Source organism: Arthrobacter sp. GCM10027362 (genome assembly GCF_042679445.1).
In the GTDB taxonomy this organism is placed as follows: Bacteria; Actinomycetota; Actinomycetes; order Actinomycetales; family Micrococcaceae; genus Crystallibacter.
On record NZ_JBHTML010000007.1, the window covers coordinates 48,481 to 63,087 of the forward strand.

Genomic DNA, 14,607 nt, shown 5'->3' on the forward strand with positions numbered 1-14,607 from the left:
GCAGGAACGGGGACCGGTTCCGGTGCCATCCGGCCGCACGACTGTTCAGGAGATGGACATGCCTGATACCCGCCGCGATTTCCTGAGGAAGGTAGGCATCGCGGGAGGTGCCGGCGTCATGTACGGCACCATGGCCGCGCTGGGCCTGGTTCCTGCGGCGGCGCAGGCGCCGGATTATGTGCCGCCGCGTGCGGGGGACCTCAACGGCCGCCCGAGGAGCGTCGTCGTGCTCGGCGGCGGTATTGCCGGGCTGACGGCCGCCTACGAACTGCGGAAGGGCGGCTACAAGGTGACCGTCCTCGAGGCCCGCAACAGGCCGGGGGGCCGGAACTGGACGGTCCGGGGCGGAACGGTGGAGACGGACCTGAAGGGGATCACCCAGGCGGCGAGGTTCTCCCGGGGCGAGTATATGAATGCCGGCCCCGCCCGGATCCCGCAGCACCATGTAACGCTGGACTACTGCCGCGAGCTCGGCGTCCCGATCGAGGCGTTCGCGAACCAGAACGCCGACGCCTACCTCTACCGTGAGGGCCCTACGGCCCTGTCCAACACGACGGTGCGGCACCGCACTGCCAAAGCCGACGTGTACGGCTACGTTTCCGAGCTGCTGGCCAAGGCCACGGACCAGGGAGCCCTGGACGGTTACCTGACCCCCTCGGACAAGGAAGCGCTGATCGACTTCCTGGAAGACTTCGGCGACATCGGGCCGAAGGTGCCCGGCGATGCCGCCGCAAGCTTCAGGTACACCGGAAGTGACCGCCGCGGCTACGCGACACCGCCCGGCGCCGGCCTGGAGGAAGGCATCCCGCTGCCGCCGTACCCGCTGAGCGACGTCCTGGCCAGCGGGGTGGGCAACTACTTCTCCTTCGAGTTCGAATGGGACCAGGCCATGATGATGTTCCAGCCGGTGGGCGGCATGGACCGCATTCCCTACGCCTTCGAGAAGGCGATCGGCCGGGACAAAATCAGGTACGGCGCCAAGGTGCTCGGGATGCGCAACACTTCCTCCGGCGTCGTAGTGGACTACACCGGTCCGGGCCGGAAAACCAGGCGGTTGGAGGCGGACTTCGCCATCTGCACGCTGCCTCCGCACATCGCAGCCAAGGTCCCGGGCAACCTGCCGGCCGCAACGACGGCGGCGCTGGAGTATGCCGAGCCCGGCGACGCCGGCAAGATGGGCATCGAGTACGGCCGGCGCTGGTGGGAACTGGACCACCGCATCTACGGCGGCATCACCAGCACCGACACCGACCTGGAGAACATCTGGTACCCGTCCAGCGGTTACCACGGGGAACGCGGGACGCTGATCGGCTACTACAACCAGGATGAGCAGGCCCGCAGGTTCGGTGCCCTGCACCCTGACGCACGGCTGGCCAGGGCCTTGGAACTGGGCGCACAGGTCCACGGACCCGGCTACGCCCGGGACGTCCAGGCGGCCTTCTCGGTGGACTGGGCCAGCATCGAGCACAGCGAAGGCGCCTGGGTCGACTGGCCCTCGCAGACGGACCCGAGGTACAAGGAACTGCTGGAACCGGCGGGAAACATCTACTTCGCGGGCGACCACCTGAGCCACACGATTGGCTGGCAACACGGTGCCATGGTTTCGGCCCGGGCGACCGTTACGTCCCTGCACCGCCGGGTCAGGGAGGGCTGATCCATGGGCAGCCACGCCGGTTCCCGGAGGCGGGCCCTTGCCGTACGGCCGTCCCAGGGTGTCGAATCTGATAACAAGGACCGCGGGGATGATGGCGACGATGCCAGGAGGTGCGCATGGCGGTGAAAGGCATGGCCGGACCGGCGAAGGGGTCGGGCCGGGGAAGTCCGGATGCCAAGCGGGCCGACGCGGCCGTGCCGGCGGACCGGCCGGAGAAGATCCGCAATGTGGCGCTGGTGGGCCGCTCGGGCGCGGGCAAGACGCTGCTGGTCGAGGCGCTGCTGGCCGCAACCGGTGCCATCACGCGCATGGGCTCGATCGCCGAGGGCACGACGGTGAGCGATTCGGATCCGTCCGAAATCCGCCAGCAGCGTTCCGTAACGCTCTCGGTGGTGCCGCTGGCGCTCGACGAGGTCAAGGTGAACCTGCTGGACACACCCGGATACGCGGACTTCATCGGTGAACTGCGGGCCGGCCTGCGTGCCGCGGATGCGGCGTTGTTCGTGGTCTCGGCCGTGGACGGCGTCGATGCGGCGACCACCGCCTTGTGGGGCGAGTGCGAGCGGGTCGGGATGCCGCGGGCGGTGGTGATCAGCCGGCTGGACCATCCGCGGGCGGATTACGACGGCGTCCTCGCCGCCTGCCAGCGTGCCTTCGGCGACTCGGTGCTGCCGCTGTACCTTCCGGTGCGCACCGGCGGGTCCGTCACGGGGCTGACGGGACTGCTGTCGGGGACCGTATCGGACTACGCCGCGGGGGATCCGCGGCCGGCCGAACGGCGGGCGGACGCCGGCGAACTGGCCGCCGCGGAGTCCGCCCGCGGCACACTGATCGAAGGGATCATCGCCGAGAGCGAGGACGAGACGCTGATGGACCGCTATCTCGGCGGCGAGCAGATCGCGTTCGACATCCTGGTCGGCGACTTGGAGAAAGCCGTCGCGCGTGGCTCCTTCTTTCCGGTGATGGCCACGTCGGCGGAGACCGGCGTCGGCATGGCCGAACTGCTGCAGATGCTCACCCGCGCGTTTCCGTCGCCGCTCGAGCGCGACCTGCCCGCGGTGACGGACATCGACGGGAAGCCCGGCGGGCCCCTGGCCTGCGATCCGGCGGGGCCTCTCGTTGCCGAGGTGGTGCGCACCACGGTGGATCCGTTCCTCGGCCGGGTCTGCCTGGTGCGGGTATTCTCCGGCACCCTGCGCGAGGACATGGCCGTGCACGTGGGCGGGCACGGGTTGGCGGACCGGGGCCATCCCGACCACGACAACGACGAGCGGATCACGCACCTGCAATCCCCGCTGGGGGCAGGGCTGCGGCCGGTACCGTACTGCGTGGCCGGGGACATATGCGCCATCACCAAGCTGGGCAGCGCCGAAACGGGGGACACCGTGTCCGGCCGCGAGACCCCGCTGCTGGTGGGGACCTGGGAGATGCCCGAGCCGCTGATGCCGGTGGCGGTCGAGGCGGCCTCGCACGGCGATGAAGACGCCCTGGCCAAGAGCCTGGCGAAAGTGGCCGCGGGCGACCCGACGCTGCGGGTGGAACGCAATGCCGAAACCCACCAGCTGATCCTGTGGTGCATGGGCGAAGCCCACGCGGAGGTGGTGCTGGACAAGTTGCGGGAGCAGGGCGTGAAGCTGCAGACCGTCGAGGTGATCACGCCGCTGCGGGAGACGTTCGCGGTGCCGGCGGCCGGCCACGGGCGGTACGTGAAGCAGTCCGGGGGCCACGGCCAGTACGCCATCTGCGATATCGAGGTCGAACCGCTCGAACGCGGGGCGGGGTTCGAGTTCGTCGACAGAATCGTCGGCGGGGTGATTCCCGGACCCTTCATCCTCTCGGTCGAGAAAGGGGTCCGGACCCAGATGCAGAAGGGGGTGGCGGCCGGTTTTCCGGTGGTGGACATCCGGGTGACGCTGGTCGGCGGCAAGGCCCACAGCGTGGACTCCTCCGACGCCGCGTTCCAGGCGGCCGGTGCGCTGGCGCTGCGCGAAGCCGCCGCGGCGGCTCGCATTCAGCTGCTGGAACCTATCGCGGCGGTGACCATCAGCGTCCCCGACGACTACGTGGGCCCGGTGATGAGCGATTTGTCCTCCCGCCGGGGGCGCCTGACCGGAACGACGTCGGCCGGTGGGGACCTTACCGAGATCAGTGCCGAGGTGCCGGAGTCGGAACTGCTGCGCTACGCCGTCGAGCTGCGGGCGCTGACCGCGGGGACCGGCCGCTTCCGCCGCAGCTACCTGCGGCACGACCCGGTCCCCTCAAGCGCTGCCTCTGCCGCGGTGAAATCGTAGCCCCGCGTCTTCCGCGCTCCGCCTTAGTCCACGAACCAGCTGACGCCGTCAATCCAGATCTCGCCGTTGGGGGAGCTGCCGGTGCGGATGCGCACCTGGCCGCTGGGCTGGATGAGCGCCATGGACGAGTTCTGGGCGGTGGTGCCGCCGGCGGCGGGCCTGGAATCCTGGACAGGCCGGTACCCGGCGGGCAGGACGCCGGGAATGCTGTAGGTGGTGTTGGCCGAAAAGCTTCCGCCCCCGGTACGGAAGAATGCTCCGCGCAGGAACACCTGCCGGCCGATCTTCCGGTACTGCGGAGGGGCGGCGGGATGCGGTGAAAGGCCGCCGGCCGGAACGGCGAAATGCCGCCAATCTTCGCTCCTGTTGTAGAACTCCGGGGTATTGCCGGCCCAGGACGAATTCTCCCAGTCCAGGTAGGCTGGCTGCGGGTCCGTCCTCCAAGGCTCGGCGCAGTTGACGATCCGGTTCCCCGTGAATGTCCCGGAGCCCTGGACAGTGTCGCTCTTGCCAAAAAGGGATATGCCGTAGCCGCCGGCGATGCCCGCGCCGTCTATGTAATTCCCGGAAACAACCACGTCCTGCGGCGGCACCACCCTGGCGCTTTTGCCCAGGACGATTGCGAGCCCCTGCTTGCAGTTGGCCACGACATTGTGTGAAACGGCCAGGGCTTTCCCGCCATGGGTATCGAACCCGGCCCATTCGGTAAAGTTCAGGATGACGTTGCCGGCTACGCTCACGCGTTCGGAGCGGGCTGCCTCGTAGTTGCCGAGGTCGGTCAGGGCAATGCCGTAGCTGTTGGCGACAACGCCGCCGTGGGCGAAAGCGTCCCGCACCACGTTGTCGTGGATCCGGCTGTCTTTCATCGAGACCGCCATGATCCCGGCGTAGCGCACCCCTTCGATGAGGTTTTGGGCCACGTCTGCGTTCCGCAGCCACGTCAGGCGCATTGCCTCGCCGCTCGTATCGTGCAGCCGGCAGCCGGTGATGGTGAGGCCGCCGAGGGGGTCCTGTTCGCTGCCAACCGCATTGATCAGGTTGTTCCCGATGGTGTAAGCTCCGGCCTCTCCGGCACCGGCCAGTTCGATCCCTTCCAGGTGGACGTCGCCGGCGGTGATGTTGAATATTTGGTTCGCCGGGCCTGCCTGGATTTTCCCGCCCAAAACGGTCAACGGCTTGGAAATGTTCACGTATCCCGTGACGTTGCACGTCAATCCGGACGGCAGCCGCAGCTTCGCTCCGCTGGGAGCGGCGTCGACGGCTGCCTGGATGGCGGCCGTGTCATCGCCGCCTTGGCCGACGCCGGGTATTTCTTCATCGGCCCAGGCAAAACGTGGCGCGAAGGTCATTCCGTATTTATTCCTTTCACGTACAGGTGCCGGGACCGACGCCGCCTTGCGGGCGCAAATGCAGCAGGTACGCCAAGGATAGTGACGTACGGCGAAAGAGTCTGCAGAGAGGGCCGGATTTTCCTTCGCAGGGCAGGGAAAACGGATCCGCAAAACGTGAAAGTAACGCCGATATAACGTTTCAATTTCATGATTTTCGAACTGGTGCGCACGATCCGCAGGTTGCCGCCGCTGCACGGCGGACGTGCTTTTGACGCAGTCGAGGTGGACGCAATGGCCGGGAGCGCAATAACTCCGAATTCGCGGCAAGGAGCCAAGTTTCCTTTTCCCTTTGGAAAGCAAACCAATAGGGCCCGGCGGGAACGAGCGCTTGCCCGGATCGCCGAGATGAGGACACTGTGCGACTGGTTCCGATGCGAGGCGGCCGGGGCGCTTCCCCTTCAGCAGGCCTTGCGGATCAAGCCTTGGAAGCGGCCGTCCGGGAACACCTCGAGGAGGCCGCTGTTGCGGCAAAAAACAATTCCCACTGGTGGGATCCGCGGAACGGGGCAGTCATAGAGCGCGCGATGAGCAATCTCGATGCCGCCGAAGCGGGACTGCTCCGGCGGTCGCCGCTTCAATACCTGCACGGTCAGCTGCCGCACTTGTGGGCGCATGTCCGCCAGCACCTTCCTCCCGACGATCCCCGCCGGATACGCGTCCAGCAGGTGTTCGACCGCACCGGCCTGGATGACTTCGGCGAAGCTGACAGGGAACTGATCATCCAAGGCGTGCGGGCCGCCAGCTCCGAGGCGCGAAGGGAATTCACCCGGTGCGAAGCTTGCGGAACGCTCTGGCGGCGGCCGCCGTCCTGTTGACGCTGATAGCCGTGGGAGCCGGGGTAGGGGGCGTCCTCCGGCCGGGTGACCTGGGCATCTGCTTCAAGCCTGCGGCGGTTCCAGTCTGCGCTGTCGAAAACCGGGCCTTGGGCGGCGACATCTTCCTGCTGGGATTCATCGGCATGGTGGCGGGCGCTGTCTCCGGCTCACTGTCACTGCCTCACTTCAGCGGTACTTCCACACGGCTGGGACTGCTGGTGGCCCTTGCCGTGCTCAAATTGCCGACGGGGGCACTGACTGCTGTCCTGGGCCTGCTGCTGATGCGCGGACAGTTTGTGCCCGCTTTGAGCAACCTTGACAGTTCTGCCCAAATTCTCGCCTGGGCAGTTGTCTTCGGAGCGGCACAGCAACTGGTGACAGGTCTGATTGACCGGCAGGCAGACACGGTGCTGAAACAAGTCGCCGGGAAAGCCCACCAGGTGAGCGCGTGACGCGTGGTCCGTCAGACGGAAATCTTCCGGGGAGTGACGGTGAGCCGGATGCGGGCCTGCTCGCCCAGCAGCCGGCGGGCAATCTTCGGTACCTTGATTTCGCCGCGCCAGTGTTCGGGTGCGCCGTCCAGATCCGCCAGCGCATCCGCCTTGCCCGGATGCCAGTCGCGGATTGCCGTCGGGATTGAACTCTTCCATACGGCCCAGGCGCGGGGGAGGTTCTTTGCGCTGCCGGGTTGAATGTCGACCAGGAGCGCGTCCTGCCAGTCCTCGGTCTGCTCCAGGTGGTCGGCAAAAAAGAACACGCCCCGCTCTTCGCGGATCGAGAGCAGCCTGAGCCTGAGCGCATGCCGGAGCGTGGGCACCGGCTTGCGGCCGCTCATCGGCCGGGGTGCCTTCGAGGAGAGGAAGGTGGTGAACAGCGGCCGGGGGGTGTCCACGGAGTCGCTGTCTGAACGGCGTTCCACCAGGACCGGACAGTGATGCGCTGCGCTCTGTTCGTGGACCAGCACCGGCAGTCCCCGGATGGCCAATCCGACATCCAGCTGGAATTCGACGTTTTTCGGGGCGTCCCTGCCGACATCGAAGCCGACCATCTCGACTTTGACTTCCAAGTCTCCGAAGAGGAAGCGTTGCAGGTTCTGGTAACCTTCTTCGGAATTGACGATGCCATATCGTCCGCTGTGGCTGCGGTGGACAATGGCCCGATGGGCCTCCTTGACCGCAGCGTTCTCGATCTGCACCAGGCCGTCACTGCGCGCACCCACTGTATTGGACGCCAGTCCAATGGCGACGTCGTAATCGGCGGGATTGGATCCGACCAGGCAGAAGAGCCGGTCCACCGGGAAGCCGTCCTCGGGCATGACGGTGGCGTCGAACGAGCGCGGCGACTCGGACTGCGGCGCTGCGCCCGGGGTGAGGTACTGGTACATCCTGTCGGGGCCGAAAATGTCCGCACCTTGGAATCCTGTCGCGTCGCGGATACGCTCCAACAGCCCGAAGCCCACGGCAAAGCCGATTCCGCCGTGCGGTGTGGCGTAGGTGAAGACGCGTTCCACGTAGTTCGTCGCGGCGGCCGGGTCGACGCGGCCGCCGGCGGCCGTGGCTTCGGGGATGATGCGCTGAAGGACCGACCGGCAGATCAGGCCGCCCATGGAGTGTGCCACGAGGAAGACCTTGGGCGCGCCTGTTTTTTCCCGCACGACCTGGATCAGGTCGAACAGGTCTTGTGCGGCCTTCTCGAGGGAGAAGTCCGAAGGCTTTTCCGCAAAGGTGGAGGCCGAGACATCGTAGAAGCGGTGGATCCACACGGTGGCCGCGTCCACGGTGCCCGGGTCGGCCTGGTTCAAAAAGACGCGCTGGTCGCCGTAGACAGGGACCTGGTATCCCTGGTCGGTAATGAGGCGCAGCATCGGGGATTCGAACTGGTGGAACCGGGGCTCGCCACGGCCGTCCGCCCGCACATGGACCGAGCCCTGGCTGAAGCCGTAGAACGGATCGTCGACGGCGGTATTGATGGCGGAGGTGCCGCCGGCAAAGCCTCGCACGTAGATAATCGGAAGCCTGCCATCGTCTGGATAGGACATGTCGCTGACCTTTCGGGCTGTCGGTACGGTTCAGGCAGATCACCGGCAGCCGCTTATCTCGGGCCGGAGCGCGGCCACAGGGCGAAGGCGTTGTCTGCGGACCGGAGCGCGGGCGCCAGTTCCGGGCAGTGCCGGAGCAGGACGGTGCCCATGGTGTTCTCGTGGATCCAGTGCATTCCTTCGGTGGTGTAGACGGCCGGGGTGAAGTCGCGGGTGAAGAACCTGTCACTGTTCAGCCGCCGCGATGCCATCAGGATGAAGATCCGGAAGGCGGTGTCGCTGAAGGCGAATCCGCGGGGACGCGGTTCGGCGAACATGCCGGTGAGCAGGTCGACCCGGTCGATGTCTCCGCGGTACACGTCACTGAGTTCACGGGCCCAGTCCGGGTTGTCGGTGAGCTCCGCGAAGGTCCGGGGGACCGGCAGGTGGAGCAGGCGCCGGAATGCGGTGTAACGGGGAACTCCGAGTTCGCGGCTGCGCAGGATGTCCGTTGCGGCCAGGTCCATAAGCCGGCCGTCGGGACGGCGGAAAGTCTGCAGGTGCTTGGGATAGTTGTGCAGGGTGACCAGGCCGGGGTTCATGGTGCCGAAGGTGTAGAGCAGGTCGGCCAGCTTGTGGTCGCGGAGCAGGTCGGCGGCGGCAGGCCCGGTCAGCTGCTTAAACGTCCTCGGGCCCAGCGTGGCGGTATCGCCGGCCGCCGTCCTGAAGTCGAAGCTGTCCGGGATCAGGGGGTGCATCCGGTACACCGCCACGAACTCCTCCGTCAGTGCGTAGGGAACGCCGTAGTGCTGTGTCTGCGAGCCCGGAATACCGCTGACGATTTCGTTCGGGCTGATCCGCCCGAAGACGTCGTGCAGGCGGCGGCCTGCCAGCCCGTACCAGTTGGCGTGCAGGGCCGTCACCGAGGTGGGGTGCGCAACGACCGCCGGTGTCCACTCGACGGTATGGATCTTGGCCAGCAGCGCCGCCGTGATCAGCCGGCCGCGCTGGAACAGCTGTTCGTCGTTCCACGCCGGATAGGCGGCGGCGAGGCGCTCGCAGACGGCGTTGTGTTCGAGCGCGAAGAGTGTCTGCATCATGGCTGTGCCCAGCCAGAATCCAGGTTTGAGGACCGGGTTGGCGGCCGGATCCGTGGGGAAGGGCTGCAGGCCGTTCTCGAGGCGCAGTTTTCCGCCGTGCTTCGACCTGAGGAAGTCCTGCTCGGCCAGGCTGCCGCCGTAGATCTGCGAGCCGTCCCACCAGTGGGACAACACGTTGATATAGGTAGGCGGAGGGGACGAGCCTGCCGGGACGGTGGGGTCGGGCGGAGTCCGGGGCACGAGCAGCGGCGGGGCCGGCCAGTCATCGCCCGGCTCGATCGGCAGGACCCAGGGATTGTCCCCCGGGCCGCTGCCGTGGCTGAACCAGTCGCGGATCATGAATTGCAGCCAGGCAGCGATAAGGGCATTACCCGCCGTCGCCGGAATGAGGCCGTCGCGGGTCATGAGCCGGCGGCTGACTTCACGGGGATTCGGTTGGAGCAGCAGCTCCGGCGGTTCGGGACGTGTACTGTCGATCGGCACATTGCGGCCAAACCGCGTACCGGCCATGCCCATGGCGGGCTGGTCGAGGTCGTTCCAGCTGCCATCCGCCGTCCGTTCGGTGAGCACCGACGGCGCATAGGGGCGCGGCGCCGGCGGGTTCTGCTGCGGCTGGCTTGTCGTATCGAACAGGTTGCGCTGCCGCAGGATGTTGCGGACGCCGACCAGGGTCAGCAGGCCCAGCGGCTTGGGCAGCCGATACCAGCCGAACCGCCGGTCCACGGCCAGGGCCAGGGCGTTGAACAGCCGCCAGGCAGGGGTAGTGTGGTGGCGGCTTCCCGCCGGTTCCGGCAGCCCTGCCCTTGCCGGCGGATTGTCCGCGGCCTCAGGCCGTGCCGGGGCCGGGGAACCGTGCTTGGGACTCTTCATCGGGACACTCCTCAGGGCATGCAGCATCGGCCGGCTTCACTTGGCGCGGGCGAACTCCAGGACGAATCTCAGGACTTTGTGCCTGTTCCAATAGGCGATGCCGAGGAACACCCCGGGCGCCACCTCGCGGATCTCGTCGCGGATCCGCCGGGCCACGAGGGCGGAACGGCTGTAGTCGAGGATGATGGCCGGCCCGGCGTCAAGCCGGCTCGTGCCGTAGTAGACCCTCGCCGGGACGGCCTCCGTGCCCAGCGGCCCCATCTTGTTGCGGAGGCTGCCGGTGCCAGGACCGAAGACCTTGCCCTGCCACGCGAGCAGGCGGACAAGTCGGGCCGCTGTCGTGGCCACCGGCGAGTTCGGTGCGAAGATGACGGTTCCGGCACCGTCGCCGACGGGAATTCGGCCCGACGGCGACCGGCGAAAGAGGGCATCGAGTTCCGGACCGGGAGTGTGCAGTAAACGGTCGACCGCGGTGGACGGTGCAGTTTCTTTCACGACTTCAGTCAACCGCCCGACCGTTACAGCCGTGTTATCAGGGCGCGGGCAGATGAACCCGGGCCGCGACCGGGGGTGCGCCGCTATTCGAATGGGGAAGGGTCGCCCATGCCGCGGCGCACGATCTCCGCGTAGCCGTTGGAGAAGTCCACCACGGTTGTGGGTTCCGGGCCGCAGTCGCCCGAATCGACCACGGCGTCCACCTGGTGGTCGAGCCGCTCCTTGATTGCCCAGCCCTCGGTCAGCGGTTCCTCCTCGCCCGGCAGCAGCAGGGTGCTGGACAGCAACGGTTCGCCGAGGGCGTCCAGCAGCGCGTGCACGACCCTGTGGTCCGGGATGCGCACGCCGACGGTCTTCTTCTTCGGGTGCAGCATCCGGCGCGGCACCTCTTTCGTCGCGGGCAGGATGAACGTGTAGGCGCCCGGCGTGACCGCCTTGATACTGCGAAACACCATGTTGTCGATGTTCACGAACTGCCCCAGCTGGGCGAAGTTCTTGCATACCAACGTGAAGTGGTGCCCGCTGTCCAGGTGGCGGATCAGGCGGATCCGGTCCAGCGCGTCCTTGTTGCCCAACTGCGCCCCGAGGGCGTAGCAGGAGTCCGTCGGGTAAGCGATCAGCCCGCCGGACTGCAGCAGGTTCACGATCTGGCCGATGGTGCGCGGCTGGGGATCCTGCGGGTGGACGTCGAAGTACTTGGCCATGCCAAGAGCGTACGGCCCGATGCGAAATCGTGCATGGGGGCGGCCCCTGCCAGGAGGCGCGGAACAGCCGGTTCGTCCCGTCGCGCGGGGCATGCCGGGACATCGGGTAGAATCGTTCAGGGCCTTCGCCCATATTATGCCGGCGCCGGCGTCGTGAATGACGAGGCGGAACCGCGCCTTCGAGCCGCATTGACCCCCAGCAGGGCGGGAATGCTTGGCCTATTCGGCTGCTCCGCCCATCGGTGGACCCTACCGTGACGGGCCGTAGGTGCCCGGGCAGTGCAGCGCACCGTGCATTTGGCCGTGCAGTTTGCTGTGCGGTGCCCTGGACGGCCAGAGGCTGCCGGCAACCGCTTCGGACACCACCGGAATGGATACGTAACTAGTGAGGAAGAGAGCTTATTTGTGGTGGATTTCCTATCGGGCAGGTTCAGACAGATCCTGTTCGCCGGCTGGCAGCACTTCAGCCTTGTCGCGCAGTGCCTGATCCTGGCCACCATCCTGGCGGTGCTGATCGCCACCCTGGTGTACCGGAACAAGTCGCTGGTATCCGCAGCCAATTCCGTGTCCGCCATCGGACTGACCATCCCTTCCTTCGCCCTGATCGGGCTGCTGGTTGCCCCCTTCGGCTTCGGCGTGGCGCAGGCGGTGATCGTCACCGCCTTCTATTCGGCGCTGCCGATCCTGCGCAATGCCGTCGTCGGCCTGTCCGGGATCAGCCCTACCGTCGTCGAAGCGGCCCGCGGCATCGGCATGAGCCGGCTGCGCACCCTGTTCCAAGTGGAACTGCCCATGGCCTGGCCGGTCATCCTCGCCGGCGTGCGTGTCTCGGCCCAGATGGTGATGGGCATCGCCGCCATTACCGCCTACGCCCTGGGCCCCGGGCTCGGCGGCTTCATCTTCTCCGGCCTGTCCCGGCTGGGAGGGGCCAATTCACTCGAATCCGTGGTGACCGGCGTCGTCGGCGTCGTCATCCTTGCCCTCATTCTTGATCTGCTCCTGGTCGGCCTCGGCCGGCTGACAACCCCGCGAGGTATCCGTGTCTGAATCCGCAACCCTTTCCCCTCTCGCCGCATCCGGGCATCCGGAGGGCGTGACCGGTGCCAGCATCCTGCTGGACCAGGTCACCAAGCGCTACCCGGGCCAGAAACGGCCCGCCGTCGACGGCCTCACGCTGGAAATTCCGGCCGGAAAAATGGTGATGTTCGTCGGCCCGTCCGGCTGCGGCAAAACCACGACGCTGAAGATGATCAACCGGCTGATCGAGCCCACCGAAGGCAGCATCATCATCAACGGTGAGGACGTCACCCGCAAGGACGGCGACGACCTCCGCCGCAAGATCGGCTACGTCATCCAGGCCGGCGGCCTCTTCCCGCACATGAGCGTGGCGGCCAACATTGGGATCGTGCCGAAAATGCTCGGCTGGGACAAGCACCGCATCGCCGCCCGGGTGGACGAGCTGCTGGAACTGGTCTCGCTGGACCCCGGCGTCTACCGGCACCGTTTCCCCAAGGAGCTGTCCGGCGGCCAGCAGCAGCGCGTCGGCGTGGCGCGGGCGCTGGCTGCGGACCCGCCGGTGCTGCTGATGGACGAGCCGTTCGGCGCGGTGGATCCGATCACCCGCCAGCGCCTGCAGGACGAGCTGCTGCAGATCCAGTCCGAGCTGCACAAGACCGTTGTCTGCGTCACCCACGACTTTGACGAAGCGGTGAAGCTGGGGGACTGGATTGCCGTTTTCGACGCCGGAGCGCGGCTGGTCCAGTACGACACGCCCGAGCGGATCCTGGCCGACCCGGCCAACGAATTCGTGGAGAACTTCATCGGTTCCGGCGCGGGGCTGAAGCAGCTGTCGCTGTCGCGGGTGAGCGATGTGGACCTGGCCGCAGCGGTTACCGCACGGCCGGGGGAGTCCGCAAGCGAGGTGCTCGCGCGCATCACCGCCGCCGGGCACGGGCACGCCGTCGTCGTTGACGAGCGCGGCCGGCCCCTCCGGTGGCCGTCGCGGCGCCAGCTGGGCCGCATGGAGACCATCAGCGCGGAGCCGGATCCGAAGTTGCCGGTGGTTGGCATCAACGCCACGCTCAACGATGCGCTGGACACCATGCTCGTCTCCAGCGCCGGTGCGGCCCTGGTGACCGGCCGGCGCGAGGTCTTCCAGGGCGTCATCGACGTCGGGACGGTCATGGATGCCATCAACAGGGCTCATGAACTGGCCGCGATCGAGCCGCAGGACGCGCCGGTGGGGATCAACACCGGCAGCATCCAGGCCCAGGCCGCAGCGGCCAAGGCGGACGACGGCGGCCCGGCGTCCGGTGCGGCTGTCCCCGGGGAACGGGTGGCCCGGTGAAAGGCCTCGAATCCGCCGGGCAGGTGGCGACGCCCCAGGCGCAGGAGCCGGACAACGAGGCCCTGGAGGCCGGGACCGCAGCGGCCGTGGAAGCGGACGTCGAGGCGGGCACGGCCCGGCGTTCCTGGCGCAGCCTGGTCCTCCAGCTCGCGGGCATCGGCGTCGCGCTCCTGGCCCTCATCGGCTGGCTGCTGAGCGCGGACCTGTCGCAGACGGAACTGACCACCCTGGCCCCCGCGGCGTTGTGGGGCCATACCCTCGACCACCTGAAGCTGACGCTGCTGGCCGCCGTCATTGTGCTGCTGATCGCCATTCCGCTGGGCATCGCGCTGACCCGCCCGCGGCTGCGCTCCCTGAGCGGCCCGGTCCTGGTGGTCGCCAACATCGGCCAGGCCGCGCCGTCAATCGGGCTGGTGGTGCTCTTCGCCTTCTGGCTGGGCTTCGGGTTCTGGGCTGCCGTCCTGGCCCTGGTCCTGTACAGCGTCCTGCCGGTGCTGAGGAACACCATGGTGGGCCTGCAGCATGTTGACCAACGACTGGTGGAAGCCGGCCGGGGCATGGGAATGAGCGCGGCGGCGGTCCTGTTCAGGGTGGAACTGCCGATGGCCGTGCCGGTCATGCTGGCCGGCATCCGTACGGCGCTGGTGCTGCTGGTGGGGACCGCCGCCCTGGCCGCCTTCATTAACGGCGGCGGGCTGGGCGTGCTCATCACCACGGGGGTGCAGCTGAACCTGCCGGCCGTCCTGGTGGCCGGGGCCGTGCTGGTGGCCCTGCTGGCGCTGTTCATCGATTGGGCGGGACGGGTCGTCGAACACCTGGCCCGGCCGAAAGGACTGTAGATGTTGGAATCTTTGTTGGACCGGCGGGCAAAAGCCCGCAAGGCCGCCGGCCGGCGGGCCGGCGCCGCAGGCGTGCTGGCCGCC

The 14,607-nt window shown here is 67.5% G+C and carries 12 protein-coding genes; 6 read left to right on the top strand and 6 right to left on the bottom strand.

What is annotated here, in order from left to right; all coding sequences use genetic code 11:
* Positions 1 to 58: 58 nt before the first annotated feature.
* Together ACFQ36_RS02690 and ACFQ36_RS02695 are read left to right on the top strand one after the other, a co-directional pair.
* Positions 59 to 1,654: a flavin monoamine oxidase family protein gene (locus tag ACFQ36_RS02690; RefSeq protein ID WP_377010350.1), complete on the top strand. Its 1,596-nt coding sequence runs from the start codon at positions 59 to 61 to the stop codon at positions 1,652 to 1,654.
* A gap of 116 nt (positions 1,655 to 1,770) precedes the next feature.
* Positions 1,771 to 3,945, top strand: a complete 2,175-nt coding sequence (locus ACFQ36_RS02695; protein WP_377010352.1) for an elongation factor G-like protein EF-G2 — start codon at positions 1,771 to 1,773, stop codon at positions 3,943 to 3,945.
* Positions 3,946 to 3,968: 23 nt separating this feature from the next.
* On the opposite strand, the gene ACFQ36_RS02700 is transcribed toward ACFQ36_RS02695, so the two are convergent.
* Positions 3,969 to 5,294: a right-handed parallel beta-helix repeat-containing protein gene (locus ACFQ36_RS02700; RefSeq protein WP_377010354.1), complete on the bottom strand. Its 1,326-nt coding sequence runs from the start codon at positions 5,292 to 5,294 to the stop codon at positions 3,969 to 3,971.
* A 440-nt stretch (positions 5,295 to 5,734) separates the two neighbouring features.
* On the bottom strand, positions 5,735 to 6,061 hold the full coding sequence (locus ACFQ36_RS02705) for a hypothetical protein (protein WP_377010357.1): 327 nt from the start codon (positions 6,059 to 6,061) through the stop codon (positions 5,735 to 5,737).
* 53 nt (positions 6,062 to 6,114) lie between these two features.
* On the opposite strand from ACFQ36_RS02705, the gene ACFQ36_RS02710 reads away from it, so the two are divergent.
* Complete coding sequence (locus ACFQ36_RS02710) at positions 6,115 to 6,603, top strand: hypothetical protein (RefSeq protein ID WP_377010359.1); 489 nt, start codon at positions 6,115 to 6,117, stop codon at positions 6,601 to 6,603.
* An 11-nt stretch (positions 6,604 to 6,614) separates the two neighbouring features.
* Here ACFQ36_RS02710 and ACFQ36_RS02715 read toward each other — a convergent pair whose 3' ends face one another.
* From ACFQ36_RS02715 to ACFQ36_RS02730, 4 genes are all read right to left on the bottom strand, one after another.
* Positions 6,615 to 8,189, bottom strand: coding sequence for an esterase/lipase family protein (locus ACFQ36_RS02715; RefSeq protein ID WP_377010361.1), 1,575 nt, complete (start codon positions 8,187 to 8,189; stop codon positions 6,615 to 6,617).
* Positions 8,190 to 8,242: 53 nt separating this feature from the next.
* Positions 8,243 to 10,138 (bottom strand): peroxidase family protein, encoded by a 1,896-nt coding sequence (locus ACFQ36_RS02720; RefSeq protein ID WP_377010363.1) that lies wholly within the window; start codon positions 10,136 to 10,138, stop codon positions 8,243 to 8,245.
* Positions 10,139 to 10,174: 36 nt separating this feature from the next.
* Complete coding sequence (locus ACFQ36_RS02725) at positions 10,175 to 10,633, bottom strand: hypothetical protein (RefSeq protein ID WP_377010365.1); 459 nt, start codon at positions 10,631 to 10,633, stop codon at positions 10,175 to 10,177.
* 83 nt (positions 10,634 to 10,716) lie between these two features.
* Positions 10,717 to 11,337: an L-threonylcarbamoyladenylate synthase gene (locus tag ACFQ36_RS02730; RefSeq protein WP_377010367.1), complete on the bottom strand. Its 621-nt coding sequence runs from the start codon at positions 11,335 to 11,337 to the stop codon at positions 10,717 to 10,719.
* Between the two features lie 405 nt (positions 11,338 to 11,742).
* Between ACFQ36_RS02730 and ACFQ36_RS02735 the strand changes: the two genes are divergently transcribed.
* The 3 genes from ACFQ36_RS02735 (at position 11,743) to ACFQ36_RS02745 (ending at position 14,523) form a co-directional block, all read left to right on the top strand.
* Positions 11,743 to 12,384 carry an ABC transporter permease gene (locus ACFQ36_RS02735; RefSeq protein ID WP_377010369.1) on the top strand — a complete coding sequence of 214 codons (642 nt, stop codon included), beginning with the start codon at positions 11,743 to 11,745 and terminating at the stop codon, positions 12,382 to 12,384.
* A complete protein-coding gene (locus ACFQ36_RS02740) occupies positions 12,377 to 13,684 on the top strand; it encodes an ATP-binding cassette domain-containing protein (protein ID WP_377010371.1) in 1,308 nt (435 codons plus the stop codon). Before ACFQ36_RS02735 ends, ACFQ36_RS02740 begins: the two co-directional genes overlap by 8 nt.
* A gap of 170 nt (positions 13,685 to 13,854) precedes the next feature.
* Positions 13,855 to 14,523, top strand: a complete 669-nt coding sequence (locus tag ACFQ36_RS02745; protein ID WP_377010373.1) for an ABC transporter permease — start codon at positions 13,855 to 13,857, stop codon at positions 14,521 to 14,523.
* Positions 14,524 to 14,607: the final 84 nt, after the last annotated feature.